The 25,672-nt window shown below is 59.2% G+C and carries 24 protein-coding genes; 12 read left to right on the top strand and 12 right to left on the bottom strand.

All coding sequences use genetic code 11. The annotated features are described in order from the left end of the window. Positions 1 to 184: 184 nt before the first annotated feature. Together KBP52_RS15680 and KBP52_RS15675 are read right to left on the bottom strand one after the other, a co-directional pair. Positions 185 to 373: a hypothetical protein gene (locus tag KBP52_RS15680; protein ID WP_077570658.1), complete on the bottom strand. Its 189-nt coding sequence runs from the start codon at positions 371 to 373 to the stop codon at positions 185 to 187. Between the two features lie 67 nt (positions 374 to 440). Next, the gene (locus tag KBP52_RS15675; RefSeq protein WP_212620507.1) at positions 441 to 1,028 is read right to left on the bottom strand and encodes a TIGR00730 family Rossman fold protein; all 588 of its coding nucleotides are present in this window, start codon (positions 1,026 to 1,028) and stop codon (positions 441 to 443) included. A gap of 340 nt (positions 1,029 to 1,368) precedes the next feature. Here KBP52_RS15675 and azu point away from each other — a divergent pair, with 340 nt between their 5' ends. Both azu and KBP52_RS15665 read left to right on the top strand, forming a co-directional pair. Beyond that, positions 1,369 to 1,815: an azurin gene (gene azu, locus KBP52_RS15670; RefSeq protein ID WP_077570662.1), complete on the top strand. Its 447-nt coding sequence runs from the start codon at positions 1,369 to 1,371 to the stop codon at positions 1,813 to 1,815. Between the two features lie 185 nt (positions 1,816 to 2,000). Then, entirely contained in the window at positions 2,001 to 3,164 is a 1,164-nt protein-coding gene (locus tag KBP52_RS15665; protein ID WP_212620506.1) for a hypothetical protein, read from the top strand. Positions 3,165 to 3,273: 109 nt separating this feature from the next. On the opposite strand, the gene nadE is transcribed toward KBP52_RS15665, so the two are convergent. From nadE to KBP52_RS15650, 3 genes are all read right to left on the bottom strand, one after another. After that, positions 3,274 to 4,101, bottom strand: coding sequence for an ammonia-dependent NAD(+) synthetase (gene nadE, locus KBP52_RS15660; protein ID WP_212620505.1), 828 nt, complete (start codon positions 4,099 to 4,101; stop codon positions 3,274 to 3,276). A 4-nt stretch (positions 4,102 to 4,105) separates the two neighbouring features. Further along, entirely contained in the window at positions 4,106 to 5,326 is a 1,221-nt protein-coding gene (gene pncB, locus KBP52_RS15655; RefSeq protein ID WP_077570668.1) for a nicotinate phosphoribosyltransferase, read from the bottom strand. A gap of 213 nt (positions 5,327 to 5,539) precedes the next feature. Further along, entirely contained in the window at positions 5,540 to 6,442 is a 903-nt protein-coding gene (locus tag KBP52_RS15650) for a LysR family transcriptional regulator (RefSeq protein ID WP_077570670.1), read from the bottom strand. A gap of 163 nt (positions 6,443 to 6,605) precedes the next feature. Here KBP52_RS15650 and KBP52_RS15645 point away from each other — a divergent pair, with 163 nt between their 5' ends. The 9 genes from KBP52_RS15645 to KBP52_RS15605 all read left to right on the top strand — a co-directional run bounded on the left by KBP52_RS15645 (position 6,606) and on the right by KBP52_RS15605 (position 17,766). Continuing rightward, the gene (locus KBP52_RS15645; protein WP_095121854.1) at positions 6,606 to 8,096 is read left to right on the top strand and encodes an aldehyde dehydrogenase family protein; all 1,491 of its coding nucleotides are present in this window, start codon (positions 6,606 to 6,608) and stop codon (positions 8,094 to 8,096) included. Between the two features lie 157 nt (positions 8,097 to 8,253). Beyond that, positions 8,254 to 9,537, top strand: coding sequence for an FAD-binding oxidoreductase (locus KBP52_RS15640; RefSeq protein WP_212620504.1), 1,284 nt, complete (start codon positions 8,254 to 8,256; stop codon positions 9,535 to 9,537). A gap of 368 nt (positions 9,538 to 9,905) precedes the next feature. Beyond that, positions 9,906 to 11,039, top strand: coding sequence for an ABC transporter substrate-binding protein (locus tag KBP52_RS15635; RefSeq protein WP_038360427.1), 1,134 nt, complete (start codon positions 9,906 to 9,908; stop codon positions 11,037 to 11,039). Between the two features lie 240 nt (positions 11,040 to 11,279). Beyond that, positions 11,280 to 12,194 (top strand): branched-chain amino acid ABC transporter permease LivH, encoded by a 915-nt coding sequence (locus KBP52_RS15630; RefSeq protein ID WP_212620503.1) that lies wholly within the window; start codon positions 11,280 to 11,282, stop codon positions 12,192 to 12,194. A 3-nt stretch (positions 12,195 to 12,197) separates the two neighbouring features. Beyond that, entirely contained in the window at positions 12,198 to 13,499 is a 1,302-nt protein-coding gene (gene livM / locus KBP52_RS15625) for a high-affinity branched-chain amino acid ABC transporter permease LivM (protein WP_123448415.1), read from the top strand. Continuing rightward, the gene (locus tag KBP52_RS15620; RefSeq protein ID WP_034151617.1) at positions 13,496 to 14,368 is read left to right on the top strand and encodes an ATP-binding cassette domain-containing protein; all 873 of its coding nucleotides are present in this window, start codon (positions 13,496 to 13,498) and stop codon (positions 14,366 to 14,368) included. The genes livM and KBP52_RS15620 overlap by 4 nt, the downstream gene beginning before the upstream one ends. Then, entirely contained in the window at positions 14,365 to 15,081 is a 717-nt protein-coding gene (locus tag KBP52_RS15615; RefSeq protein WP_007950655.1) for an ABC transporter ATP-binding protein, read from the top strand. The genes KBP52_RS15620 and KBP52_RS15615 overlap by 4 nt, the downstream gene beginning before the upstream one ends. An 839-nt stretch (positions 15,082 to 15,920) precedes the next feature. Next, positions 15,921 to 16,685: an SDR family oxidoreductase gene (locus tag KBP52_RS15610; protein WP_116031839.1), complete on the top strand. Its 765-nt coding sequence runs from the start codon at positions 15,921 to 15,923 to the stop codon at positions 16,683 to 16,685. Between the two features lie 175 nt (positions 16,686 to 16,860). Beyond that, positions 16,861 to 17,766 carry a cation diffusion facilitator family transporter gene (locus tag KBP52_RS15605; RefSeq protein ID WP_077570685.1) on the top strand — a complete coding sequence of 302 codons (906 nt, stop codon included), beginning with the start codon at positions 16,861 to 16,863 and terminating at the stop codon, positions 17,764 to 17,766. 136 nt (positions 17,767 to 17,902) lie between these two features. Here KBP52_RS15605 and KBP52_RS15600 read toward each other — a convergent pair whose 3' ends face one another. The 7 genes from KBP52_RS15600 to KBP52_RS15570 all read right to left on the bottom strand — a co-directional run bounded on the left by KBP52_RS15600 (position 17,903) and on the right by KBP52_RS15570 (position 23,174). After that, positions 17,903 to 19,036 carry an AGE family epimerase/isomerase gene (locus KBP52_RS15600; RefSeq protein ID WP_212620502.1) on the bottom strand — a complete coding sequence of 378 codons (1,134 nt, stop codon included), beginning with the start codon at positions 19,034 to 19,036 and terminating at the stop codon, positions 17,903 to 17,905. A 183-nt stretch (positions 19,037 to 19,219) separates the two neighbouring features. Then, entirely contained in the window at positions 19,220 to 19,792 is a 573-nt protein-coding gene (locus tag KBP52_RS15595) for a HupE/UreJ family protein (protein WP_116031833.1), read from the bottom strand. Between the two features lie 27 nt (positions 19,793 to 19,819). Then, entirely contained in the window at positions 19,820 to 20,434 is a 615-nt protein-coding gene (gene ureG / locus KBP52_RS15590) for an urease accessory protein UreG (RefSeq protein ID WP_077570691.1), read from the bottom strand. Positions 20,435 to 20,446: 12 nt separating this feature from the next. Continuing rightward, positions 20,447 to 21,121 carry an urease accessory protein UreF gene (locus KBP52_RS15585; RefSeq protein WP_212620501.1) on the bottom strand — a complete coding sequence of 225 codons (675 nt, stop codon included), beginning with the start codon at positions 21,119 to 21,121 and terminating at the stop codon, positions 20,447 to 20,449. Continuing rightward, positions 21,118 to 21,618, bottom strand: coding sequence for an urease accessory protein UreE (ureE, locus tag KBP52_RS15580; protein WP_212620500.1), 501 nt, complete (start codon positions 21,616 to 21,618; stop codon positions 21,118 to 21,120). Before ureE ends, KBP52_RS15585 begins: the two co-directional genes overlap by 4 nt. Before the next feature lie 300 nt (positions 21,619 to 21,918). Further along, positions 21,919 to 22,551 (bottom strand): TetR family transcriptional regulator, encoded by a 633-nt coding sequence (locus KBP52_RS15575; protein WP_077570695.1) that lies wholly within the window; start codon positions 22,549 to 22,551, stop codon positions 21,919 to 21,921. 155 nt (positions 22,552 to 22,706) lie between these two features. After that, the gene (locus tag KBP52_RS15570; RefSeq protein ID WP_212620499.1) at positions 22,707 to 23,174 is read right to left on the bottom strand and encodes a hypothetical protein; all 468 of its coding nucleotides are present in this window, start codon (positions 23,172 to 23,174) and stop codon (positions 22,707 to 22,709) included. 384 nt (positions 23,175 to 23,558) lie between these two features. On the opposite strand from KBP52_RS15570, the gene KBP52_RS15565 reads away from it, so the two are divergent. After that, the gene (locus KBP52_RS15565) at positions 23,559 to 25,634 is read left to right on the top strand and encodes an AsmA family protein (RefSeq protein ID WP_212620498.1); all 2,076 of its coding nucleotides are present in this window, start codon (positions 23,559 to 23,561) and stop codon (positions 25,632 to 25,634) included. The last annotated feature ends 38 nt before the right edge of the window (positions 25,635 to 25,672 follow it).

The following is a 25,672-nucleotide window of genomic DNA, read 5'->3' as shown; positions in this document are numbered from 1 at the left end:
GAGCCTGCTCGCGATAGCGGTGTGTCAGCGGCAAATATTTCAACTGACACACCGCTATCGCGAGCAGGCTCACTCCTACAAGGAAATTGGGGTGTTTCTGAGAGGGCTGTGAGGGCCGGCAGTGAAACCGCCAGCCCCGTCACAAATCCGCAGGGTCTGATTCGATCATCAAACCCGGTGGGGTTCAGGCGTCGGGCGCCTGATCTTTCGGTGTTTCAGTTGCATCAACATCATCTTCCGGTGCCACTTCACCCTCAGGGTTCAGTGCTGCTTCTTCAGCGGTTTGTTTCTTGCGCTGAAGCTTTTCCTCTTTCTTCTGTTCCTTTGCCAGGTCTCGTTGACGTTTGGCGAAGGAGTAATTGGGTTTGGCCATGGGCGTTCCTCTTGGTCGAAGGTGAGGTTGAGCGGCGCGTATTCTGCCCTGTATCGGTGCCCGGTGGTTAGCCGGGTTTTTGGTCGACCCATTTGGGCGTGACGGTCGGCTTCCAGTTATCCAGGGCATCGAGCAGTGTTTGCGGCGATTCGCTCACTTGCAGCATGTCACGGTGTGGCGCCCGAACGAAGCCTTCGCCGACGATACGGTCAAGAAAAGCGGTGAGTTTGCTGTAGAAACCATTCACTTCCAGCAGGCCCAGCGGCTTGCCGTGGTAACCGAGCTGGCCCCAGGTCCAGACTTCGAACAGCTCTTCCAGTGTGCCGAGACCACCGGGCAGGGCGATGAACGCGTCACTCAGTTCAGCCATGCGCGCCTTGCGCGCGTGCATGCCATCGACCACTTCCAGACGCGTCAGGCTCTTGTGGCCGATTTCCTTGTCCATCAGGCTCTGCGGGATGATGCCGATCACTTCACCGCCAGCGGCCAGCGCGGCATCGGCGACAATGCCCATCAAGCCCACAGCACCACCGCCATAGACCAGGGTCAGTTTACGTTCAGCCAAGGCCCGGCCAAGGGCAATGGCGGCTTCGGTGTAAGCCGGATCAGTGCCCGCATTGGCACCGCAAAATACACATACGGATTTCAGAGACATGCCTTCCTCCTGGGTCAATCCGTCACAGGGTAATGGCTGGCACGCCGTGATCCAAGGCCTAAACTTCGCGTTCCGGTGATTCAAAGGTACCGCTGGCGCCACAGGCGTAGGCGGCAAGCAAACTGCACAACAGACCGTTAAAGAACATGACAGGCACTCCGTCTCAGTAGATGCGCCGATCATAGGGCCGGCCGGAGAATCTGGCCGTTAGATTGTGTCGATGAGTGTCATAGCCTGAAAGTTGTATACAATTTTTGACTCAAGTCATAGGAACTTGCGAAGATTTCAGGCAGTCTTTCCACCATTCGTGTTTTTGTTAACCCTGCCTTGGAGATTCACCATGTTTTCCAAAGTTGTTGCGGTATCCCTGCTGGCGCTGGCCAGCAGCCAATTGATGGCTGCCGAGTGCAAAACCACCGTTGACTCCACCGATCAGATGTCCTTCAGCACCAAAGCCATCGAAATCGACAAGAGCTGCAAGACTTTCACTATCGAACTGACTCACTCCGGCAACCTGCCGAAGAACGTCATGGGCCATAACCTGGTGATCAGCAAAGAAGCTGACATGCAGCCAATCGCTACCGCTGGCCTGGCCGCCGGTATCGACAAGAACTACCTGCCCGAAGGTGACGCGCGCATCATCGCTCACACCAAGATCATCGGCGCCAAGGAAACCGATTCGGTGACCTTTGACGTATCGAAGCTGGACGCCGCTGAAAAATACGGCTTCTTCTGCTCGTTCCCTGGCCACATCTCGATGATGAAAGGCACTGTCACCCTCAAGTAAATCCGGGTTCAAGTATTGCAGGAAACGCCGCTGCGCGATGATCGCCAGCGGCGTTTTTGCGTCCGGCGCTAAACTACCGTTCGTCCGAATTAGGCGCCTACCTGTTATTTCTGACAGTAGACCACTGCTTCAAAGTCGGGCTTACATGAGTCTTCTTTCCAGACGATTGCAAAGAGGATTTCCACATGAATGCCAAGAGCAAAAACTCGACCTTAGCCGACCTGAAAATCGTTAACGTGTTTTCAGGTGGGCAGGACGTTCCCGACGGCGGCGCGATTTTTTCCGCAAGAGCCAACTTCACCGTCACCGGGCCTGGCGACGCCATTCTGCAGCTCCTTATCGATGATGTGCCGAAATACCGCGGCCAGACAAACAATGCGGGCGACCTGTCTTTTTTGATAGATGATCTTCCGGATGGACCGCACAAATATCGGCTGGCCCATGAGGAGGAGCGCACCGATCCATTTACCTTGAATGCGGTTGCGACCAAACCCTTCATCAGAGCGTTGATAGATTCCACAGGGGATGTTGAGAACGGCGGTTCGACCGAAGAAACCGCCCTGAAGATCAATGGTTTGTGGAAGCAAGGTCAGATATGGATCTTGAACGGTGCTGCTGAACCGATTGCTATGTTTCTTGTGGGCAGTGACCGTAGTTGGGGCGGCGATCTCACGCTTGCCGCGGGAAAAATCCATACGCTGAAAGCCAGAGCGGATGATCGATCGGAGTCCAATCTCTATATCGTGACCGTCGGCGAGGTCTCCGAAGGCGAGGTGAAGATCACTTCGCTGAAGGACTCGAAAGGTGAAGTAGCAAGCGGTGGGACGACCACCGACACCCAATTGACGATCGGCGGCTCGGCGAAGGACGGCGAGGTCAAATTGCTGGAGGGTGATAACACGACGCCGATTGAAACGTTTACGGCAGCGGATGGCACTTGGGGTGGCGAAATCGAGCTCACGGCGGGTAAAACCTATGTGCTGAAAGCCGAGGACGTAGACGGCGAAAAATCCGAGACCCACACCGTGATTGTCAGCGATGAACCCGAAGTCGAGTTAGAGATCACTTCGCTGCAGGATTCGAAAGGCGACGTAGCAGACGGTGGGGCTACCGACGACACCACTCTGACGATCGGCGGCACGGCAAAAGACGGCGAGATCGAGTTGCTGGAGGGTGATAACACGACGCCGATTGAAACGTTTACGGCGGCGAATGGCATCTGGGGTGGCGAGTTCGTCCTCGCAGCTGACGCAACCTATGTGCTGAAAGCCAAGGATGCAACTGCAGAGTCTGAGACCTACACCGTGACTGTCAACGCGGCGCCCGCTGAAACTCGCGTGAAGCACTGATTGCAAGTCTGCGGATACCGCGGCGAAGCTGGCGCAGGCAGCGATCTTCGATTGTCATCCTCGAAACCGGGATCGCCGTCTGCGACAGTTTTTGCCGTTTTGTACCCGCTCAGGGTGCGAACGGCATCACGCGTTTGTGATGGGTCTTGTTGTAGGTCGCGACGATGATGTCGAACGCTTCCTGACGCACCGGCTCACCGTGCAGGAACGCATCGATTTCGGCATAGGTCACACCATGGGACGCTTCGTCCGGTTTGCCCGGCGACAGATCCTCAAGGTCCGCAGTTGGCACTTTCTCGACCAGTGACTCTGGCGCACCAAAGCTGCGCGCAATCGCCCGCACCTGATTCTTCACCAGACCACTGAGCGGTGCCAGATCACAAGCGCCGTCGCCGAACTTGGTGAAGAAACCCATCACCGCTTCCGCCGCATGATCGGTACCGATCACCAAGCCGTGCGCCGCGCCGGCGATGGTGTATTGGGCGACCATGCGCATGCGTGCCTTGGTGTTGCCGAGCACAAAGTCCACCGACACCGCGTGCTTGCCTTCAAACGCCGCGACTTCACTGGCCAGCGATTTCACCGCCGGGCCGATGTTGACGGTGTGTCGCTCGTCCGGAGCGATGAAATCCACCGAAGCCTGAGCGTCGTGTTCATCGAACTGGGTTTCGTACGGCAGGCGCACGGCGATGAATTTGTAGCTGTTGTCGCCGGTCTGGTCGCGCAGCTCACGCATCGCGCGCTGGGCCAGCAGGCCGGCGGTCAGCGAATCGACACCGCCGCTGATACCCAGCACCAGCGTTTTGAGCCCGGAATTGACCAGGCAATCCTGAATAAAGGTAATGCGCCGGGCGACTTCGGCCTGCAGAGCCTTGTAGTCGGCGAACGGCGGTTGCACCTTGAGCTGTTCAGCAATCTCACGCTGTACGGCTTGCATGAATTCACTCCTTGCTAGATAGAGGATCGGCAGGAACCTGGAACACGTGTCGCAAGTAGGCGACGAAATTCGGGTCTTTGCAGTGGGACTTGCCTGGCTCGTCGGAGATCTTCGCCACCGGTTGGCCGTTGCAGGCGGTCATTTTAAGCACGATGCTCATCGGTTCGACACCCGGAATGTCACAGGTGAGGTTGGTACCGATGCCGAAGCTGACGTTGATCCGCCCGTGCAGCGCGCGGAAGATCTCCAGCGACTTGGGCAGGGTCAGGCTGTCGGAGAACACCAGGGTCTTGCTCATCGGGTCGATGCCGAGCCTGTGATAGTGGGCGATGCATTTTTCGCCCCACACCACAGGATCGCCGGAGTCGTGGCGCAGGCCGTCGAACAGCTTGGCGAAGAACAGATCGAAATCGCCGAGGAAGGCATCGGTGGTAATGCAGTCGGTGAGGGCAATCCCCAGCAGGCCACGGTATTCGCGGACCCAGCAATCGAGCGCGGCGATCTGGCTGTCGATCAGCCGTGGGCCGAGTTGCTGGTGGGCCATGATCCACTCGTGAGCCATGGTGCCCAGCGGTTTCATGTCCAGTTCACGGGACAGGTGCACGTTGCTGGTGCCGACGAAGCGTCCGGGGAAGTCGTGCTTGAGCACATTCACCACTTCTGCCTGCACGCCATACGAAAAACGTCGGCGGGTGCCGAAATCGGCGACTTGCAGTTGCGACAACTCATCGGCCGAGGCATTGGCGGTCAGCCAGTCGAATTTGCGATAGAGCTGCTCGCGCGCCTGTTCCAGCACGGTTTCGCGGTAGCGATAGCGGTTGCGCACTTCGCTGACGATCGCCAGCAACGGCACTTCATAGAGAATCACATGCAGCCACGGCCCGCGCAGACGGATGAACAGCTCGCCGTTTTCGATGCCGGTGTGCACGTAGCGCAGGTTGAAGCGGAACAATCCGAGAAAACGCAGGAAATCCGGTTTGAGGAAGCTGATCCGTTCAAGAAAACTCAGTTGATCGGCGCTCAGGCTCAGTTCGGCCAGGCGCTCGATCTGAAAACGGATCTCGGCCAGATACGGGCGCAAATCTTCGCTATTACGGCAACGAAACTCCCATTCGACTTCGACGTTGGGGTAGTTGTGCAGCACCGCCTGCATCATCGTCAGTTTGTAGAAGTCGGTGTCGAGCAGGTTCTGCACGATGCGATCGGCAAACACACTCTCGCTCATAACGGGGTCTCCAGGTGCGCCGCGCCTGTGCGCGGTCTCAAACAATGGCGCTAGTGGCGCATATCAACGGTGCGGATTGCCAGCATTTTTTGACAACGGATCAGATCCATTGTGGGAGCGAGCCTGCTCGCGAAGGCGTCATTTCAGTCAACATTGATACTGAATGTGCCGGCCTCTTCGCGAGCAGGCTCGCTCCCACAATTTTCAATCGAGTCAAATCTCCGGGCTGTCGATCTGCTCCAGCATCCACTTCACAAAATCCCGCACCTTCGGCACTTCCGCCGCATGCTCCGGGTACGCCAGGTAATAGGCATCAGTGCTGGGCATGGCATGCTCAAAGGGAATGACCAGTTTGCCGTCGGTCAATTCCTCTTCCACCAGAAACCTCGGCAACAACGCCACACCGCAGCCAACCTGCGCGGCACGGATGCACATATAAAAGGTTTCGAAACGCGGGCCGTGGTAGCTGTGTTCGGTCTGATAACCCTGACTGTCGAACCAGTCGTGCCATGCCTGTGGGCGCGAGGCATTTTGCAGCAGGACCAGATCGGTGAGTTGCGTCGGGTCAGTAAACGGTGTGTCCGGCAGGCTGCCCGGCGCGCAGACCGGTACCAGCTCTTCGCCGAACAACTTCAGGCATTCGGTGCCGGGCCGTGAACCCTGGCCGAAGTAGAACGCCAGATCGCTGCGCCCTTGCAGCAGATCATCGGCTTCCTGCTCGTTGCACAAGTCCAAATGAATGGAAGGATGGCGCAGCCGCCAGCCTTTCAGGCGCGGCACCAGCCAGCGCGCGCCGAAGGTCGAAGGCGTAGAGACGCGCAGGACTTCAGTTTCGCCGCCGTAGGAGCGCAGGTAATGCGTCGACATCTCCACTTGCGAGAGAATTTTTCTTACTTCGACCAAGTACAAATCCCCGGCCGGGGTCATCTGCAAGCGCCGACGCACGCGGCGGAACAACAAGTGCTGCAACAGCTCTTCCAGCTGCGCGACCTGTTTACTCACCGCGCTCTGGGTAAGGTTCAACTCCTCGGCGGCGCGGGTAAAGCTCAAGTGCCGGGTCACGGCCTCGAAGCACTGCAACGCGGTGATCGAGGGCAAGTGGCGTTTGTTCAGCATGGCCGATCCTTTTCTTGTCTTTCTGTGCGCAGCATGAATAAACGGAATGATATCTCGCGTAAAGGTCGTTTGTTGCCTTGCCATTGTGACGCTACAACTAAAGGCCTGCCCGGTCGCGAAACAGTGGCCGCACACATTCAGTTTTTTGCTTGAGGAGTGACCCATGGTTGCCGCATTGCTTGATCGTCTTGGTGTGAACCCGGCCCTTTATCAGAACGGCAAAGTGCCGGTGCATTCGCCGATCGACGGCAGCCGCATCGCCGCCGTCAACTGGGAAGGCCCGGCCGAAGTCGAGCAGCACATCAGTCGCGCAGATCATGCGTTCGAGCAGTGGCGCAAGGTGCCGGCCCCGCGTCGCGGCGAACTGGTGCGTCAATTCGGTGAAGTGCTGCGCGAATACAAGGCTGATCTTGGCGAGCTGGTTTCTTGGGAGGCTGGCAAGATTACTCAGGAAGGCCTGGGTGAAGTGCAGGAGATGATCGACATCTGCGATTTCGCCGTCGGCCTGTCTCGCCAGCTGTACGGTTTGACCATTGCCTCCGAGCGTCCGGGCCACCATATGCGCGAAACCTGGCATCCACTGGGCGTGGTCGGGGTGATCAGCGCGTTCAACTTCCCGGTCGCGGTGTGGGCGTGGAACACCACGCTGGCGCTGGTCTGCGGCAACCCGGTGGTGTGGAAACCGTCGGAGAAAACCCCGCTGACCGCGTTGGCCTGTCAGGCGCTGTTCGACCGCGTGGTGAAGAACTTCACCGATGCGCCGGCGAATCTTTGCCAGGTGATTATTGGTGGTCGCGATGCTGGCGAAGCCTTGGTCGATGACCCGCGTGTTGCGTTGATCAGCGCCACCGGCAGCACGCGCATGGGCCGTGAAGTGGCGCCGAAAGTCGCCGCGCGTTTTGCCCGCAGCATTCTGGAACTGGGCGGTAACAACGCGATGATCCTCGGCCCAAGCGCCGATCTCGACATGGCGGTGCGCGCGATTCTGTTCAGCGCCGTCGGCACTGCTGGGCAGCGTTGCACTACGCTGCGTCGTTTGATCGCCCATGAGTCGGTCAAAGAAGAAATCGTCACTCGCCTCAAGGCTGCCTACTCGAAAGTGCGCATCGGCAATCCGCTGGAAGGCAATCTGGTCGGCCCGTTGATCGACAAACACAGCTTCGAAAACATGCAGGACGCACTGGAGCAGGCGTTGAGCGAGGGTGGTCGGGTGTTTGGCGGCAAGCGCCAACTGGAAGATCAATTCCCTAACGCCTATTACGTGTCGCCGGCCATCGTTGAAATGCCGGAGCAAAGTGATGTGGTCTGCAGCGAAACCTTCGCTCCGATTCTCTACGTGGTCGGTTATAACGATTTCCAAGAAGCGCTGCGCCTGAACAACGCTGTACCTCAAGGCCTGTCGTCGTGCATTTTCACCACGGATGTGCGTGAAGCCGAGCAGTTCATGTCGGCGGTTGGCAGCGACTGCGGCATCGCCAACGTCAACATCGGCCCGAGCGGTGCCGAAATTGGCGGCGCGTTTGGTGGCGAGAAAGAGACCGGTGGTGGTCGTGAGTCGGGCTCCGACGCATGGCGCGCGTACATGCGCCGCCAGACCAACACCGTGAACTACTCGCTGGAGCTGCCGCTGGCGCAGGGCATCACTTTCGACTGAGTGCTCCCGTCAAATGGAGATCCCCTGTGGGAGCGAGCCTGCTCGCGAATACGGTGGGTCAGTCGACATTGATGTTGGCTGATACGCCCCTTTCGCGAGCAGGCTCGCTCCCACAGGATCAGCACTGTGTTTGGCAGGTTTCTGTTGGAGTCTGGCAATGCCGTTACGCGAAGAATGTCTGTGGGAAAAGCTCACGCCGCAAAGGCCGGATAACACCGCGCTGCGGGGCGAAGTGAAGGTCGATGTCTGCGTGATCGGCGCCGGGTTCACCGGTTTGTCGGCGGCGCTGCATCTGTTGGAAAAAGGCAAAAGCGTCTGTGTGCTGGAGGCTCATCGCGCCGGTCACGGCGGTTCGGGGCGCAACGTCGGGCTGGTCAATGCCGGCATGTGGATCCCGCCGGACGAGATCGAGGCCGGTTTCGGCGAGGCGGTTGGCAGCCAGCTCAACCGCATGCTCGGGGCCGCACCAGCGCTGGTCTTCAGCCTTGTGGATAAATACAACATCGATTGCCAGCTACGCCGCGAAGGCACGCTGCACATGGCGCACAACGCCAAGGGCGAGGCGGATTTGCGCAGCCGCGAGCAACAATGGAAACGTCGCGGCGCACCGGTTGAACTGCTGACCGGCAAGGCCTGCGAGCAAGCTACCGGCACGCAAAAAATTGCCGCCGCATTGCTCGATCGTCGCGCCGGCACGCTCAACCCGATGGCTTATGTCACCGGGCTGGCCAACGCGGTGAGTGGTCTCGGCGGGCAAATGTTCGATCATTCGCCGGTCACTCGCCTTGAGCGTCAGGGCGCGAACTGGTCAGTGCAGACCGAACGCGGTTCAGTGCTGGCCGAGCAAGTGGTCATCGCCTCCAACGCCTACACCGAAGGCGACTGGACCGAACTCAAGCGCAACTTCTTCCCCGGTTACTACTATCAGGTCGCTTCGGTGCCGCTGACCGAGGACGCCGCGCAGGAAATTCTCCCGGGCGGGCAGGGCTCGTGGGATACCCGCCAAGTCTTGAGCAGCATCCGCCGTGACAAAGAAGGGCGGTTATTGCTCGGCAGCCTCGGCAATGGCAACCAGAAACCGACCTGGTTTCTCAAGGCCTGGGCCGACCGCGTGCAGCAGCATTACTTCCCCAATCTGAAACCGGTCGAGTGGGAATGCACCTGGACCGGGCGCATCGCGTTCACGCCTGATCACCTCATGCGCCTGTTCGAGCCTGCGCCGGGACTGGTGGCCGTCACCGGTTATAACGGCCGGGGCGTCACCACTGGCACCGTGGTTGGCAAAGCCTTCGCCGACTATCTGTGTAACGGCGACCCTCAAGCTTTGCCGATTCCCTTTGCACCGATGCAGCCCTTGGCGGGTGTGGGCTTGCGCAGTTGCCTGTACGAGGCCGGGTTCTCGCTGTATCACGCGGGCCAGTGCCTGCGCATCGTCATTTGAGTGTTGAAATATGTTGCCGGAAGCGGCGCTTTTCGATGCAGCGACTAGCCTGTAATGGTGCGGGTTGTAGCAGTCCCGCACCAGCAGTGTGCAGTTCGGTGACGCGGGCTGTTACAGGCTGGTTGCACGTCGTTTGGCGCCGCGGTTGCAATGATGGCGCGTGCGGGTTGCGCCTGAAAAAATAAATGGTTTCACCTTCCGCGGTTTAGACGGTTGCACGCCCAATGAAAATGGGAACGAAACAGTCGAAATAACAAGAAAGCAGCGACTTTTTGAAGAATAAAAAACCGATGGCACGGCCCTTGCTCAGAGCATTCAGTGAAGTGAAGTCGCAGTGCCAACTAAAAAAAACCTTGGAGCACCACCTCATGTCCCAGACGTTTTACAAGAAAGGCTTTCTGGCCCTCGCAGTGGCTACTGCGTTGGGTGTTTCTGCGTTTGCTCAAGCTGATGTGAAAATCGGTGTAGCGGGTCCAATGACTGGCGCCAACGCGGCATTTGGCGAGCAGTACATGAAGGGTGCACAGGCAGCGGCTGACGCAGTCAACGCGGCGGGTGGCGTCAACGGGGAGAAAATCGTTCTGGTCAAAGGCGATGACGCCTGCGAGCCGAAGCAGGCCGTGACGGTCGCCAAGGACCTCACCAACCAGAAAGTCGCCGGCGTGGTCGGTCACTTCTGCTCCTCTTCGACCATTCCAGCGTCGGAAATCTATGACGAAGCCGGGATCATCGCGATCACTCCGGGTTCGACCAACCCGCAAGTCACCGAACGTGGCCTCAGCGCCATGTTCCGTATGTGCGGGCGTGACGACCAGCAAGGCATCGTGGCCGGCGACTACATCGTCGACGTGCTCAAGGGCAAGAAAGTCGTCGTGCTGCACGACAAGGATACCTACGGCCAAGGCCTGGCGGATGCCACCAAGGCGCAACTGGTCAAGCGCGGCGTAACGCCCGTGTTGTACGAAGGCCTGACCCGTGGCGAAAAAGACTTCAGCACCATCGTCACCAAGATCCGTGGCGCCGGCGCCGACGTCGTCTACTTCGGCGGCCTGCACCCGGAGGCCGGCCCGCTGGTTCGCCAACTGCGTGAACAAGGCCTGAAAGACGTCAAGTTCATGTCCGATGACGGCATCGTGACTGACGAACTGGTGACCACCGCCGGTGGCCCGCAATTCACCGATGGCGTGCTGATGACCTTCGGCGCCGACCCGCGTCTGTTGCCTGAGAGCAAGACCGTAGTGGACGCATTCCGCAAGGCCGGTACCGAGCCTGAGGGCTACACCCTGTACGCCTACGCTTCGGTGCAGACCCTGGCTGCCGCGTTCAATGGCGCGAAGTCCAACAAGGGCGAAGAGGCCGCGGCCTGGCTGAAGAAAAATCCGGTGAAAACCGTCATGGGCGAAAAAACCTGGGATTCCAAGGGCGACCTGAAAGTCTCCGACTACGTGGTTTACCAGTGGGACAAGGATGGCAAATATCACCAGTTGGAAAAACAGAAGTAAGGGCTGACGCGATCAGCTGATCCGCACCAATCCCTTGTAGGAGTGAGCTTGCTCGCGATGACGGAATGACTGCCAACACATGTGTTGAATGATCGACCGCATTCGCGAGCAGGCTCACTCCTACAGGGACGATGTGGGATGTGCTGATCGTGGCTGACATTGCTCCGACGTAAATCTGTATTTTTCCTAGAAGAACCGCACACCTCGGGTGTGCAGGTTCTCACTGCGTGAGATTGCGTTATGGATGGTATTTTCCTGCAGCAACTGGTCAACGGCCTGACCCTCGGGTCGGTCTATGGCCTGATCGCCATCGGCTACACAATGGTCTACGGCATCATCGGCATGATCAACTTCGCCCACGGCGAGGTTTACATGATTTCTGCTTACCTGGCGGCAATCAGTCTGGCTCTGCTGGCTTACTTCGGTATCGAATCTTTCCCGCTGCTGATGCTCGGCACACTGATCTTCACCATCGTCGTCACGGCGGTGTATGGCTGGGTCATTGAACGAGTCGCCTACAAACCCCTGCGCAACTCCACCCGACTGGCTCCGTTGATCAGCGCCATCGGCATCTCCCTGATCCTGCAAAACTACGCACAGATCGCACAAGGCGCCAAACAACAGGGCGTGCCAACCCTGCTGAGCGGGGCGTGGCGTGTCGACATCGGTACCGGTTTCGTGCAACTGACCTACACCAAAGTCTTCATTCTGGTGGCCGCATTCGTCGGCATGGGCCTGCTGACCTACGTCATCAAGTACACCAAGCTCGGACGCATGTGCCGTGCGACCCAGCAAGACCGCAAGATGGCTTCGATCCTCGGCATCAATACCGATCGGGTCATTTCCTATGTGTTCATCATCGGTGCAGCCATGGCGGCGCTGGCCGGCGTGCTGATCACCATGAACTACGGCACATTCGACTTCTACGCCGGCTTCATTATCGGCATCAAGGCGTTCACCGCGGCGGTGCTTGGCGGGATCGGTTCACTGCCTGGGGCAATGCTCGGCGGGATCATCCTCGGCATTTCCGAGTCGCTGTTCTCCGGTCTGGTCAACTCCGACTACAAAGACGTGTTCAGCTTCTCGCTGCTCGTACTTGTTCTGGTCTTCCGGCCGCAGGGCCTGTTGGGCCGTCCTCTTGTGTCGAAGGTGTAAGCGATGTCTTCAACCACTCAAAAATCCATCGATATCAAAAAAAGCCTGGTTGAGGCGATTCTTGCCGGCCTGATTGCCTTGATCGTTTTCGGCCCGATTGTCGGCGTTGTGCTCGAGGGTTACAGCTTCAATCTTGAGCCGACCCGCGTGGCCTGGATCATCGGCATTGTCATGGTCGGTCGCTTTGCCCTCAGCCTGTTCCTGCAAACGCCCAAGGGCCTGAAAATTCTCGACGGATTCGAGAGCACCGGTTCCGGTGTGCATGTGCTGCCTGCCGATCACAAATCCTCGCTGCGCTGGATTATCCCGCTGCTGATTGTGCTGGCGGTCATTGTGCCGTTTGTCTCCAACTCCTATCTGCTGGGCGTGGTCATCCTCGGTTTGATCTACGTGCTGCTGGGGCTGGGGCTGAACATTGTGGTCGGTTTGGCCGGTCTGCTCGACCTGGGTTACGTGGCGTTCTACGCCATCGGCGCCTACGGTCTGGCGCTCGGTTATCAGTACCTCGGCCTGGGTTTCTGGACGGTATTGCCGCTGGCGGCGATCACGGCGGGGCTGGCCGGTTGCATCCTCGGTTTTCCGGTGCTGCGCCTGCATGGCGACTATCTGGCGATCGTGACGCTGGGCTTCGGTGAAATCATTCGCCTGATCCTCAACAACTGGTTGTCGCTGACGGGCGGCCCGAACGGTATGCCGGCACCGCTGCCGACGTTCTTCGGTCTGGAGTTCGGCAAACGGGCGAAGGATGGCGGGGTGCCGTTCCACGAGTTCTTCGGCATCGCCTACAACCCGGACGTGAAGTATTACTTCATCTACGCGGTGTTGTTCCTCGTGGTGCTGGCCGTGCTGTACATCAAGCATCGTCTGGTGAAGATGCCGGTCGGCCGCGCCTGGGAAGCTCTGCGTGAAGATGAAATCGCCTGCCGCTCGATGGGCCTCAACCACGTACTGGTGAAACTCTCGGCGTTCACCATCGGTGCATCGACAGCCGGTCTCGCCGGGGTGTTCTTCGCCACCTACCAAGGCTTCGTCAACCCGACCTCGTTCACCTTTTTCGAATCGGCGCTGATCCTCGCCATCGTCGTGCTCGGCGGCATGGGCTCGACCATTGGCGTGGTGATCGCTGCATTCGTGCTCACCGTCGCCCCGGAATTGCTGCGCGGCTTCGCCGAATATCGCGTGCTGCTGTTCGGCATCCTGATGGTCTTGATGATGATCTGGCGACCACGCGGGCTGATTCGCATCAGCCGAACCGGGGTCACTCCACGCAAAGGTGCCATTCACTATGAGAGGACTGCGCCATGAGTGAAGTCGTACTCTCTGTTGAAAAACTGATGATGCATTTTGGTGGCATCAAGGCCTTGAGCGATGTCAGCCTGAAGGTCAAACGCAACTCGATCTTCGCCCTGATCGGCCCCAACGGCGCCGGCAAGACCACGGTGTTCAACTGCCTGACCGGGTTCTACAAGGCCTCGGGTGGCAAGATCGAACTCAACGTGCGCGGCCAGCAGACCAATGTCATCCAGTTGTTGGGCGAGTCGTTCAAACCGACTGACTTCGTCTCGCCGAAGTCATTCCTCAGTCGTCTGTACTACAAGATGTTCGGCGGTACGCACCTGGTGAACCGTGCAGGCCTGGCGCGGACATTCCAGAACATTCGCCTGTTCAAGGAAATGTCGGTGCTGGAAAACCTGTTGGTGGCCCAGCACATGTGGGTCAACCGCAACATGCTCGCCGGTATTCTCAACACCAAGGGCTACCGCAAGGCGGAGAGCGACGCACTGGACGTCGCGTTCTACTGGCTGGAAGTGGTTGATCTGGTCGACTGCGCCAACCGTCTCGCCGGTGAGCTCTCGTACGGCCAACAACGCCGTCTGGAGATCGCCCGGGCCATGTGCACGCGGCCGCAGATCATCTGCCTTGACGAACCGGCCGCCGGCCTCAACCCTCAGGAAACCGAAGCGCTGAGCGCGATGATCCGGCTGCTGCGCGACGAGCACGATCTGACCGTGGTGCTGATCGAACACGACATGGGCATGGTTATGAGCATTTCCGACCACATTGTGGTGCTGGACCACGGCATCGTCATCGCTGAGGGCGGGCCTGAAGCCATCCGTAATGACCCGAAAGTGATCGCCGCCTACTTGGGCGCCGATGAAGAGGAACTGGTATGACCCAACCGATCCTCGAACTCAAAGACCTCGACGTGTTCTACGGACCGATCCAGGCGCTCAAAGGTGTTTCGCTGCAGATCAATGAAGGGGAAACCGTCAGCCTGATCGGCTCCAACGGCGCCGGCAAATCGACGTTGCTGATGTCGATCTTCGGTCAGCCACGGGCGGCGGGCGGGCAGATCCTCTATCAAGGCGTCGACATTACCCACAAGTCCTCGCATTACATCGCTTCCAACGGCATTGCGCAGTCGCCGGAAGGACGGCGGGTGTTCCCCGACATGACCGTCGAGGAAAACCTGCTGATGGGCACCATCCCGATTGGTGACAAGTACGCCAAAGAGGACATGCAGCGCATGTTCGAGCTGTTCCCACGGCTTGAAGAGCGGCGCACGCAGCGAGCGATGACCATGTCTGGCGGTGAGCAGCAAATGCTTGCCATTGCCCGGGCCTTGATGAGTCGGCCGAAGTTGTTGCTGCTCGATGAGCCTAGCCTTGGGTTGGCGCCGATTGTGGTGAAGCAGATCTTTGCGACCCTGCGCGAGTTGGCGAAAACCGGCATGACCATTTTCCTTGTCGAGCAGAACGCCAACCATGCGCTGAAGCTGTCGGACCGGGCGTATGTGATGGTCAACGGCGAGATCCGCCTGACGGGCACGGGTAAAGAGTTGTTGGTGAACGAGGAGGTGCGTAACGCTTATCTGGGCGGGCACTGATTCCTCGACGTTATGCACAGCCCCGGCGACGCGAGTTCCGGGGCTTTTTTATATCCCAAATTCACCGCAAACCCCTGTAGGAGTGAGCCTGCTCGCGATCGCGGTTTCCCATTCGCCATCACCGGTGACTGATATACCGCTATCGCGAGCAGGCTCACTCCTACAGTTGATCTGCGCCGGATTTCAGAATTGTGGAAAACAAATTCCCATAGCTGCCAAAGCGCGACATATAGACGCTGCAAATGGCTGTTTTTCCACAGTTTTGACTTGTCCCCGTTTGCTGTGGAGCTGGCTGTGAATAACGTGGGTGTATCTGGCTGCGCGCCATGTAAACCGTGGCCTGCAAGTGTGTGGTTGTTTTTTGATCAAGCGTTTTTGCGGGTCTTGAAGTCGTTGTTGTCAACCTTTTTATGGCGTCGCGGATAGCAGCGATTCCGTGTGAACAAGCCTGTGGATAAGTCTGTGATTAAACTCTGGAAAGACTGCGCTGAGGGCCGTAATTACTGGCCTCGCGCAATCACTGCGTTGACGCGTCAGTCGTGCAAAATGCCATCTCCGGCACATCCGCGGCTTCAGGGTCAAGCAAAAAACTTTCTATTTCGCCCGCAAAGCCTTGTGTGGCGCGGCTTTGCGCGTTTGCACTTGCCCCCGGAAACTGTGGAAGGGACTGTGGATAACATGCGTGCACATGGCTACAGGCCACGGTGGCTATGGCGTTGGTGCGGTTGGTCGTTTTTTGTACAGCTTGTGGGTGTTGCCCGTGAATGCGCGGGCGGGCATGCTGCCTGCTGATTTTCTATTCCAAGGGCTGCCCCGGCGGCCGAAGCAAGGAGAACACGATGTCCAACACCCTGTTTATCACCGGCGCGACGTCCGGATTTGGTGAAGCCTGTGCCCGCCGTTTTGCCGAGGCTGGCTGGAAACTGGTGCTGACCGGTCGTCGTGAAGAACGCCTGAATACGCTGTGTGCTGAATTGTCGAAGCAGACTGAAGTGCACGGTCTGGTGCTTGATGTGCGTGACCGCAAGGCGATGGAGGAGGCGATTGCCAATCTGCCGCCGTCGTTCGCAAAGCTTCGCGGGCTGATCAACAACGCAGGTTTAGCGCTGGGCGTGGACCCGGCGCCGAAGTGCGATCTGGACGATTGGGACACCATGGTCGACACCAACGTCAAAGGCCTGATGTACGCCACGCGCCTGCTGCTGCCGCGCCTGATCGCCCATGGCCGTGGCGCTGGCATCGTCAACCTTGGCTCCATTGCCGGCAACTATCCGTATCCGGGCAGCCATGTGTATGGCGCGACCAAAGCGTTCGTTAAACAGTTCTCGCTGAATCTGCGTTGCGACTTGCAGGGCACCGGTGTGCGGGTCAGCAACATCGAGCCTGGGCTGTGCGAAAGCGAGTTCTCGCTGGTGCGCTTCGCCGGTGATCAGGAACGTTACAACGCGACCTACGCCGGTGCCGAGCCGATCCAGCCACAGGACATCGCCGAGACGATTTTCTGGGTGATGAATGCGCCGGCGCACATCAATATCAACAGCCTCGAGTTGATGCCGGTGAGCCAGACCTGGGCTGGTTTTGCCATTGAGCGGAATAAGGCTTAAGACCGCGCTGAAGCCATTCGCGAGCAGGCTCGCTCCCACATTGGAATGCATTTCAAAGTGGGAGCGAGCCTGCTCGCGAAGAGGCCAAAAAGGCCAAAACAGGGCGATAAGGTAAACTCCCCTCGCAACAACCCAACCGCACCCCGCGGTTTTCAAGGTTTTTCGAGGAGTCAAAGTGAGTAACCGAGGTGAGCAGGCACTGCTCAAACAATCGACCATTCTGATGTTGGCGGTGGCGATTGCCGGGATCGTCACCGGTTTTGTTTCAGGTTCGCAATCCATCCTGTTCGATGGTTTTTTCTCGCTGATCGCAACGTTCATCAAAGTCCTGATGCTGATCACTGCCAAGCTGATCGCCAAGCAAAGCAATCACCGTTTCCAGTTCGGGTTCTGGCATCTGGAGCCGATGGTGCTGCTGATCGAAGGCAGCTTCCTGATGTTGATCGCGATCTACGCGTTTCTCAACGGCGTGTTCGGCATCATCAACGGTGGCCGCGACATCGAGTTGGGCCTGGTGATCATTTATGCCGCTGTGTTTACCGTGGTCGAGTTCGCCTACTTCTTCTACGTACGGCAGCGTAACCGCAAGCTCAAATCCAGCCTGATCCAGTTCGACAACATCAGCTGGCTGGTGGACGCGATGCTGTCCGTAGGCCTGTTGATAAGCTTCCTTGCGGCGCTGCTGCTCAAGTCTCAGGGCTATGGCCAGTGGGCGGTGTATGTCGACCCGTTGATCCTGATCGTGCTGGCCCTGACCATGTTGCCGCCGGCGTTCAAGATCCTTGGCCCGGCCTTACGCGATGTGCTGGGGATCGCCCCGGACACGCTGGATGATCAGGTCCGGCAGGTGATGGACGCGGCGAAAACCGAACACGGCTTCGACGATTACGTGTCGTACGTGCAGAAGCACGGGCGGGCACGGTTTATCGAGATTCATGTGGTGTTGCCGGCGGATTATGCGCTGAGCAATGTCGGGCAGCTGGATGCGTTGCGCGAGAATATTTCGGCGAAGCTGGGCAAGCCGGATGCGGCGCGCTGGTTGACCATCAGCTTTACCGGGGACAAGAAGTGGATCGCCTAGCGACCGCATAACGGCCATTCGTCGGATCGCCGCCCGGAGCAGGCTCGCTCCCACATTGAATTGCGCTGAACACACTATTTGTGAGCGGCGCAAATCAACTGTGGGAGCGAGCCTGCTCGCGAAAGCGATCTATAAATCAGCGAAGATATTCAGCCAGACCGTGGTAGCAAGTCGCCAAGTGATAAGGCGTAGTCGAAGGCATGTCCTTGCGACTGACTTCCCCCAACTCATCCCGACACTCATGCCAGCCACCCGCATGCAGAAACCGCTGCTGCAACGCCTGCAACTGACGCAGCACCACCGCCTCACTGCCCTGACGCAAGGTCAGCGCGCGCAGATATTCCGCCTGAGCCCAGATCCGTTGAGTCGAGTCTCGCGGGCGTCCATCCGTTTCCAGATCGAGCATCGCCCGCACCGCGCCGGATGGCTGCACCACACCGTATTGCTCGGTGAAGGCAAACGCCCGGTCAAGCGCCGCGTGCAATTTCGAACCGCGCAACAACGGCGACGACTCGAGCAGGAAATACCATTCGAACTGATGCCCCGGCTCATACCAGTTATCCACAGCGCCGAGCGGCTTTTCCATCAACACGCCATATTGCGGATCGACGAACTGCTTGTGCATGGCTGTGCATAACTCCAGCAATGCCTTTTGCGTCTGGGCATCTTTGCGAACCGCCAGGGTGGCCAGAAACGCTTCGGCCAGATGCATCAACGGATTCTGCAGCGGACCGGTTTGCAGGGTGATCCAGTCGCGTTCCAGGCAGGCTTCGTACAAGCCATCGCCGGTGGCAAAGCGCCGGCCAATGATTTCCAGCGCCGCGTTGAGCGTCGACTCGGCCAACGGATCGCCGGACTTTGCCCAGTAATGCGCGCAGGCAAACAGGATGAAGGCGTGGGTGTAGAGGTCTTTGCGCTGATCCAGCGGCTTGCCTTGTGCGTCGATGCTGTAGAACCAGCCGCCGTGTTCGGCATCATGGAAGTGCCGTTGCAGCGAGCGGAACAGCGCCGCGGCGCGGACTTCAGCGTTATCCACAACCCCGATCAGGCTGGAAAACAGATACAGCTGCCGTGCACAGGCCATCGCTCGATAGCGTTGCGGTGGCAGCGGTTGATGCGCGGCGTCCAGCGCCTCGTAGGGCAACGCCATGTCGGCGTTCCAGCCCGGGCCTTGCCAGAGGGGCACGATCACTTTGACGAAGTGCTGCTGCACAGCGCCGAACAGGGCGGTCAATTCGGGCAGGGAGGTGGGGCGGGAAGCGTGGGGCATGGGCGGACGTCGTCACGGGCTGGGGCGATTGCGCGACATGGTAGCAGAGAGACCGGCCTGAGCGATGTGGTGTCTGTCAGACCGCCTTCGCGAGCAGGCTCGCTCCCACAGTGGATTTGCAGCGTACACAAAACCTGTGGGAGCGAGCCTGCTCGCGAAGAGGCCAGTGCAGGCGCTAAAAGATCAGCCGGCCAGCAACCAGGCCCCAGTCACTGCCGAAGCCGCTCCGGCCAAGCGCACCAACGGCGCAGCCGCCCGAGGCAGGAAACGCACCACGGCATAACCCGCCGCATGCAGCGCAGCCGTCGCGGCGACAAAACCCGACGCATACGCCCAAGGATTGCTCATGTCCGGCAACTCCAGCCCATGCGCCACACCATGGAACAACGCAAACAGCGCCGTCGCCGCCACCGCCATGACCAACGGCGGACGCACCGCCAGCGCTACCGCCAGACCCAACGCCAGCACCGACGCAGCAATCCCGCTTTCCAGCGCCGGCAATTCCAGCCCTTCAAAACCGAGCAGGCCGCCGATCAGCATGGTGCCGACAAACGTGCACGGCAGCGCCCAGCGCGCCGCGCCCTGCTGCTGCGCCGCCCACAAACCGACTGCCACCATCGCCAGCAAATGGTCGAGGCCGCCGATCGGGTGGCTGATGCCGGCGATCAAGCCACTGTCGCCATGTCCCGGGTGTGCGAAGGCCAGCGCCGGCGTCAGCAGCAGCGCCACGGCGCCAAGAATACGTTTGAGTGTCATGGATAAGCTTCCTTGTTGATCAGTGAATCAGGCTGCGGTCAGCAGGCCCTGGCGTTCGATGAAGGCGATGATTTGCTCAAGGCCCTGACCGGTTTTCTGGTTGCTGAAGACGAACGGCTTGCCGTTGCGCATGCGTTGGGTGTCGCTGTCCATCATCTCCAGCGAAGCACCGACCAGCGGCGCGAGGTCGATCTTGTTGATCACCAGCAGATCGGATTTGCAGATGCCCGGCCCGCCCTTGCGCGGCAGCTTGTCGCCGGCCGAGACATCGATCACGTAGATGGTCAGGTCGGACAGTTCCGGGCTGAACGTCGCCGAAAGGTTGTCACCGCCGGACTCCACCAGAATCAGGTCCAGTCCCGGAAAGCGCCGGTTCAGTTGATCGACCGCTTCCAGGTTGATCGAGGCGTCTTCGCGGATCGCCGTGTGCGGGCAGCCACCGGTTTCCACGCCGATGATCCGCTCGGGCGCGAGGGCTTCATTGCGCACGAGAAAATCGGCGTCTTCGCGGGTGTAGATATCGTTGGTGACCACGGCGAGGTTGTAGCGCTCGCGCAGGGCCAGGCACAGGGCCAGGGTCAACGCGGTTTTGCCGGAACCGACCGGGCCGCCGATGCCGACGCGCAGAGGTTGTGTGTTCATCGAGTGTTTCTCCTAAGAACGGAAGAGGCGGCTGTACTGGCGCTCGTGGGCCATGCACGCCAGGGACAGACCGAACGCGGCACTGCCCATGTGTTCGGGATTGATTCGGCTGGCGTCCTGCTGCGCCTGTTGCAGCAGCGGCAGCAGTTGGCTGGTCAGGCGCTGGGCGGCTTGCTGGCCCAGTGGCAGGGTTTTCATCAATACGGCGAGCTGGTTTTCCAGCCAGCTCCACAACCACGCGGCGAGCGCGTCCTGCGGGTTGATGCTCCAGGCACGCGCGGCCAGCGCCCAGCACAGGGCCAGATGCGGTTCAGTGCATTGATCAAGAAAGCTGCGGGCGGATGCGTCGAGTTCTGGCAAGCCATTGAGCAGTTGCTGCAACGAATAGCCCATCTGCCGGCTCTCCAGATGCAACTCGCGGGTCTCGCGGCTGGCGCGATGGCTTTCGCAGAGGATCAGCAACTCGCTCCAGTTTTCATCCGCCGCCGCCTGACAATGCGCGAGCAACAGCGGCGCTTCAAAACGCGACAGATTGAGCAGCAACTGATCGCTGATCCAGCGGCGGGCGTCGTCCGGGTTTTTCACCCGGCCGTTATCCACCGCCATTTCCAGGCCTTGCGAATAGCTGTAGCCGCCAATCGGCAATTGCGGACTGGCCAGGCGCAGCAGCGCCCAGGCCGGATTCACAGGCGTACGCCGAACTGATGAAGTTTCGGCGCGTAGTTGAAGTCTTCGTCGCCGTGGCGTGAATGGTGATGGCCGCCGCCATAAGCGCCGTGCTCTGGCTGGAATGGCGCTTCGATCGCTTCGACCTGTGCGCCGAGTTGTTCAAGCATTGCTTTGAGCACGTAGTCGTCGAGCAGGCGCAGCCAGCCATCGCCGATTTGCAGGGCGACATGGCGATTGCCCAAGTGATAAGCGGCGCGAGTCAGTTCGAAGGCATTGGCGCAGGTGACGTGCAGCAATTGCTCGGGGCGGGCGCAGATGCGGACAATGCGGCCGTCTTCGGCTTGTAGGCATTCGCCGTCATACAGCGGCGGCTGACCGCGCTCCAAAAACAACCCGACGTCTTCGCCCTCGGCACTGAAACAGCGCAAACGGCTTTTGCTCCGCGCTTCGAAGGTCAGGTGCAACTCGGCGGCCCAGACGGGTTGAGGGTCGATTCTGCGGTGAATCACCAGCATCGGAAAGCTTCCAGCTATGGACAATACTCTGGCTAGAGCAAGGGCCTTGCCAATCGGACGAGATGTAGGAAATCCCTGTCGGAGCGTAGTGGATGTTTCAAGATGTTGCGGGAATATGGAAGGTTTTGGTGCGTGAAGAATTTTTAATGCACCAAATGGAGGCTGATGCGCCGCACCTTTGTAGGAGTGAGTCTGCTCGCGATGGCAGTGTGTCAGTCAGCAACTATTTGACTGATAGACCGCTATCGCGAGCAGGCTCACTCCTACAGGGGACCGGATGTATCAGTAAGGAAGAGGTTGTTACTCGGTACTGCCTAGGCCTTGCCAGTGCTTGAGGCCAATAAAGATAAAGCGCAGTTGCTGGGTGATCTTCGCCTGTGGCGTCAGATGCTCCGGCAGGGCTTCGGCGGGCGGGTCGATGATGTCGGGGAGGGTGGCGAATACCGATTTGACGATCAGATCGGCCATCACGCTCAGGCCCTCGGCGTCCAGATGCTGAAGCTTGGGCATCATCGTCAGGTCGGCAGCCAGGTCGGAACTGATGTTCTCGCGCAACCGGCCGATTGCCTGACGCACCGGCAGCGAGCCGCCGTACTGCTCACGGGCGAGAAACAGGAATTGCGAGCGATTGGCGCTGACCACGTCGAGGAAGATCCGCACCGAGGCATCGATAATGCCGCCCATGACGAATTCGTTGTGCCGCACCAAGCGGATGGTTTCGCGGAAGGTCTGGCCGACTTCACTGACCAGCACCAGGCCCAGCTCATCCATATCGGCAAAATGCCGGTAGAAACCGGTGGGCACGATCCCGGCGGTTTTGGTCACTTCGCGCAGGCTCAGGCTGCCGAATCCTCGGCCGCTTTCCATAAGGTGGCGGGCAGCGTCCATCAGGGCGTTGCGGGTCTGTTGTTTCTGTTCGGCGCGGGGCAGCATCGCAGGATGTGTTCTTTGGCAGGACAAGCGCCGCACTCTAGCAAATCGGCTTTGTCGGCGTCGAACGGGAGGGCATGCAGCGAAAGATTTTATCGGGCCGGAAAAGTCAAAAGCCCAATCCGGTGATTGGGCTTTTTTTCGAGGCCGCCATGGGCTTAGCTCAAGGCGCTGTTGCGTTCGATTACAAGGTCACCACCACCTTCGGCAAGGGTTTGGCCTTGTGGAGTGCGGTCGCCGCCATCAGAAGCCAGGGTTTGGCCTTGTGGGGTGCGGTCGCCGCCGTCAGATGCCAGGGTTTGGCCTTGTGGAGTGCGGTCGCCGCCATCGGAAGCCAAGGTCTGGCCTTGTGGAGTGCGATCGCTACCGTCGGAAGCCAGGGTCTGACCTTGTGGAGTCTTGTCGTAACCGTCTTGAACCAGACCTTTCTCTTCCAGACGTTCACGGCCGCCTTCAGCCAGGGTCTGACCTTGTGGAGTGCGGTCGCCACCATCAGCGGCTACGGTTTGGCTGAATACCGAGTGGCTGGATTTCACTTGCGGGGTAGCTTGGTCGGCAGCGGGCAGGGCAAAAGCAGTGCTGGCTAGCATCGACAGGGTAAGGCTGAGCAGTAATTGGCGTTTCATGATGGGTTGCTCCTTGGGAGGGCGATAAAGTGGGTACGAGGGCAATGCTACTCTCGATAAGTCGATATAAAAGTTCATAAACGCAATGGTAATAATCAACAGAATTGATTGTTCTGCCGGGAGGCTCTAGATCGCGCCTTTGCGGGCGACGGTTTTGCACCGGGGTGGGTATTTCCGACTCACTCGCGCCTCGCAAAAGTGAGGGTCGCGGTAACACTGTTCGACTGATTGGTCAGATTTCGCGCGGCTTTTTGCGTATTAATCGGCCTTCGATTAAACCTGCGGCTGGTTTGCCAGTCGTAGATTTCATGAGGGCCGCTTTGGCCCGCCGTTTCAGCCGTGCGCCGCAGTCTTTGCGTGCGGTCGTGATCAGGAGCTTTGTGCATGACGCGCACTGGAAAAATCTTCAGCTGGACCTTCGCCATCCTCGTGCTGCTACTGGCCGTGCTGGTGTTGATCATCGTGTTCTTCGACTGGAACCGGATCAAACCGCCGCTCAACGCCAAAGTCTCGGAAGAACTGCATCGACCGTTTGCCATCAATGGCAACCTCGCGGTGATCTGGCAGCGCGAGCCGGACGAGGGCGGCTGGCGTGCGTGGGTGCCTTGGCCGCACGTGGTTGCCGAGGATTTGAGCCTGGGCAACCCTGACTGGTCGAAGAAGCCGCAGATGGTCACGCTCAAGCGCGTTGAGCTACGTATCTCGCCATTGGCGCTGTTGGCGCAACGGGTGGTGATTCCGCGCATCGACCTGACCGAACCCAATGCCGAGTTGCAGCGCTTGGCCGATGGCCGCGCCAACTGGACGTTCAACTTCGACCCGAAAGATCCGAACGCCGAGCCGTCGAATTGGGTGGTCGACATCGGCGCCATCGGTTTCGACAAGGGCCACGTCACCCTTGACGATCAGACGCTCAAAACCAATCTCGACGTGCTGATTGATCCGCTGGGCAAACCCATCCCCTACAGCGACATCGTCGGTGCCAAAGCGGCGAAAACCGCGCAGGACAAGGGCGGCTCACCGCAGGATTATGCGTTTGCCTTGAAGGTCAAAGGCCAATACCACGGCCAGAGCCTCACAGGCCAAGGCAAGATCGGCGGGCTGCTCGCCTTGCAGGACGCGAGCAAGCCATTCCCGCTGCAGGCTCAGGCGAAGATCGGCGACACCCGCATCGAACTGGCCGGCACGCTGACTGATCCGCTGAATCTTGGCGCCCTCGATCTGCGCCTGAAACTGGCCGGCGCCAGCCTCGGCAATCTCTATCCGTTGACCGGTGTGACCCTACCGGACACGCCGCCGTATGCCACCGACGGCCATTTGATCGCCAAGTTGCATGACGAGGCCGGGGCGAAATTCACTTATGAGCAGTTCAACGGCAAGATCGGCAGCAGTGATATCCATGGCGACCTGACCTATGTCGCCAGCCAGCCACGGCCGAAACTCAGCGGCGCGTTGCTCTCCAATCAACTGTTGTTCGCTGACCTCGCACCGCTGATCGGCGCCGACTCCAATGACAAGCAAAAGGCCCGCGGCGGTGAGAGCAAACAACCGGCGGACAAGGTGCTGCCGGTCGAAGAGTTCAAGACTGATCGCTGGCGCGCGATGGACGCCGACGTCGAGTTCACCGGCAAGCGCATCGTCCACAGCGAGAAGCTGCCGTTCAACGACCTCTATACCCACCTGAAACTCAACGATGGTGAACTGAGCCTGGAGCCGCTGCGCTTCGGCGTCGCTGGCGGCAATCTCGATGCACAGATTCGCCTCAACGGCCGCACCGAGCCGTTGGAAGGCCGGGCCAAACTGACCGCGCGCCGCTTCAAGCTGAAAGAGCTGTTCCCGACGTTTGAGCCGATGAAGACCAGTTTCGGTGAACTCAATGGCGACGCCGATATCAGCGGTCGCGGCAACTCGGTGGCCAAGCTGCTGGGCGGTGCCAACGGCAAATTGAAGATGCTGATCAACGACGGCGCGATCAGTCGTGAGCTGATGGAACTGGCCGGGCTCAACGTCGGTAACTATGTGGTCGGCAAGATCTTTGGTGACAAGGAAGTGAAGATCAACTGCGCAGCAGCGGACTTCGACATCAAAAGCGGTCTGGCGACCACCCAGCTGTTTGTCTTCGATACCGAGAACGCGATCATCTATATCGACGGCACGGCGAACATGGCCACCGAGCAGTTGGATCTGACGGTGACCCCGGAATCCAAGGGCTGGCGGTTGATTTCCCTGCGTTCACCGCTGTATGTGCGGGGCAAATTCATCAAACCGGATGCCGGCGTGAAGGCTGTGCCGCTGATGCTGCGCGGAGCGGGGATGGTGGCGTTGGGCGTGATCGCAGCGCCGGCGGCGGGGCTGTTGGCGCTGGTGGCGCCGAGTGGTGGTGAGCCGAATCAGTGTGCGCCGTTGCTGGAGCAGATGAAGGCGGGCAAGGCGCCGGTGACCGTAAAACCTACCAAGTAATCTTCAGCGTTAATAAAGACGCCATCGCGAGCAGGCTC

The sequence above is a fragment of the Pseudomonas sp. SCA2728.1_7 genome (assembly GCF_018138145.1).
In the GTDB taxonomy this organism is placed as follows: Bacteria; Pseudomonadota; Gammaproteobacteria; order Pseudomonadales; family Pseudomonadaceae; genus Aquipseudomonas; species Aquipseudomonas koreensis_A.
The sequence above is the reverse complement of the archived record's forward strand: the minus strand, read 5'-3'. Positions and strand labels throughout refer to the sequence as shown.

Bases quoted from the DNA above. Each gene is read 5' to 3' on its own strand.
- KBP52_RS15565 (WP_212620498.1), top strand. From the start codon at position 23,559: ATGACGCGCACTGGAAAAATCTTCAGCTGGACCTTCGCCATCCTCGTG.
- KBP52_RS15600 (WP_212620502.1), bottom strand. From the start codon at position 19,036: ATGCCCCACGCTTCCCGCCCCACCTCCCTGCCCGAATTGACCGCCCTG.
- KBP52_RS15645 (WP_095121854.1), top strand. From the start codon at position 6,606: ATGGTTGCCGCATTGCTTGATCGTCTTGGTGTGAACCCGGCCCTTTAT.
- ureE (WP_212620500.1), bottom strand. From the start codon at position 21,618: ATGCTGGTGATTCACCGCAGAATCGACCCTCAACCCGTCTGGGCCGCC.
- KBP52_RS15680 (WP_077570658.1), bottom strand. From the start codon at position 373: ATGGCCAAACCCAATTACTCCTTCGCCAAACGTCAACGAGACCTGGCA.
- KBP52_RS15620 (WP_034151617.1), top strand. From the start codon at position 13,496: ATGAGTGAAGTCGTACTCTCTGTTGAAAAACTGATGATGCATTTTGGT.
- KBP52_RS15615 (WP_007950655.1), top strand. From the start codon at position 14,365: ATGACCCAACCGATCCTCGAACTCAAAGACCTCGACGTGTTCTACGGA.
- ureG (WP_077570691.1), bottom strand. From the start codon at position 20,434: ATGAACACACAACCTCTGCGCGTCGGCATCGGCGGCCCGGTCGGTTCC.
- KBP52_RS15650 (WP_077570670.1), bottom strand. From the start codon at position 6,442: ATGCTGAACAAACGCCACTTGCCCTCGATCACCGCGTTGCAGTGCTTC.
- nadE (WP_212620505.1), bottom strand. From the start codon at position 4,101: ATGCAAGCCGTACAGCGTGAGATTGCTGAACAGCTCAAGGTGCAACCG.
- livM (WP_123448415.1), top strand. From the start codon at position 12,198: ATGTCTTCAACCACTCAAAAATCCATCGATATCAAAAAAAGCCTGGTT.
- KBP52_RS15640 (WP_212620504.1), top strand. From the start codon at position 8,254: ATGCCGTTACGCGAAGAATGTCTGTGGGAAAAGCTCACGCCGCAAAGG.
- pncB (WP_077570668.1), bottom strand. From the start codon at position 5,326: ATGAGCGAGAGTGTGTTTGCCGATCGCATCGTGCAGAACCTGCTCGAC.
- KBP52_RS15610 (WP_116031839.1), top strand. From the start codon at position 15,921: ATGTCCAACACCCTGTTTATCACCGGCGCGACGTCCGGATTTGGTGAA.
- KBP52_RS15570 (WP_212620499.1), bottom strand. From the start codon at position 23,174: ATGAAACGCCAATTACTGCTCAGCCTTACCCTGTCGATGCTAGCCAGC.
- KBP52_RS15630 (WP_212620503.1), top strand. From the start codon at position 11,280: ATGGATGGTATTTTCCTGCAGCAACTGGTCAACGGCCTGACCCTCGGG.
- KBP52_RS15635 (WP_038360427.1), top strand. From the start codon at position 9,906: ATGTCCCAGACGTTTTACAAGAAAGGCTTTCTGGCCCTCGCAGTGGCT.
- KBP52_RS15665 (WP_212620506.1), top strand. From the start codon at position 2,001: ATGAATGCCAAGAGCAAAAACTCGACCTTAGCCGACCTGAAAATCGTT.
- azu (WP_077570662.1), top strand. From the start codon at position 1,369: ATGTTTTCCAAAGTTGTTGCGGTATCCCTGCTGGCGCTGGCCAGCAGC.
- KBP52_RS15675 (WP_212620507.1), bottom strand. From the start codon at position 1,028: ATGTCTCTGAAATCCGTATGTGTATTTTGCGGTGCCAATGCGGGCACT.
- KBP52_RS15575 (WP_077570695.1), bottom strand. From the start codon at position 22,551: ATGCTGCCCCGCGCCGAACAGAAACAACAGACCCGCAACGCCCTGATG.
- KBP52_RS15595 (WP_116031833.1), bottom strand. From the start codon at position 19,792: ATGACACTCAAACGTATTCTTGGCGCCGTGGCGCTGCTGCTGACGCCG.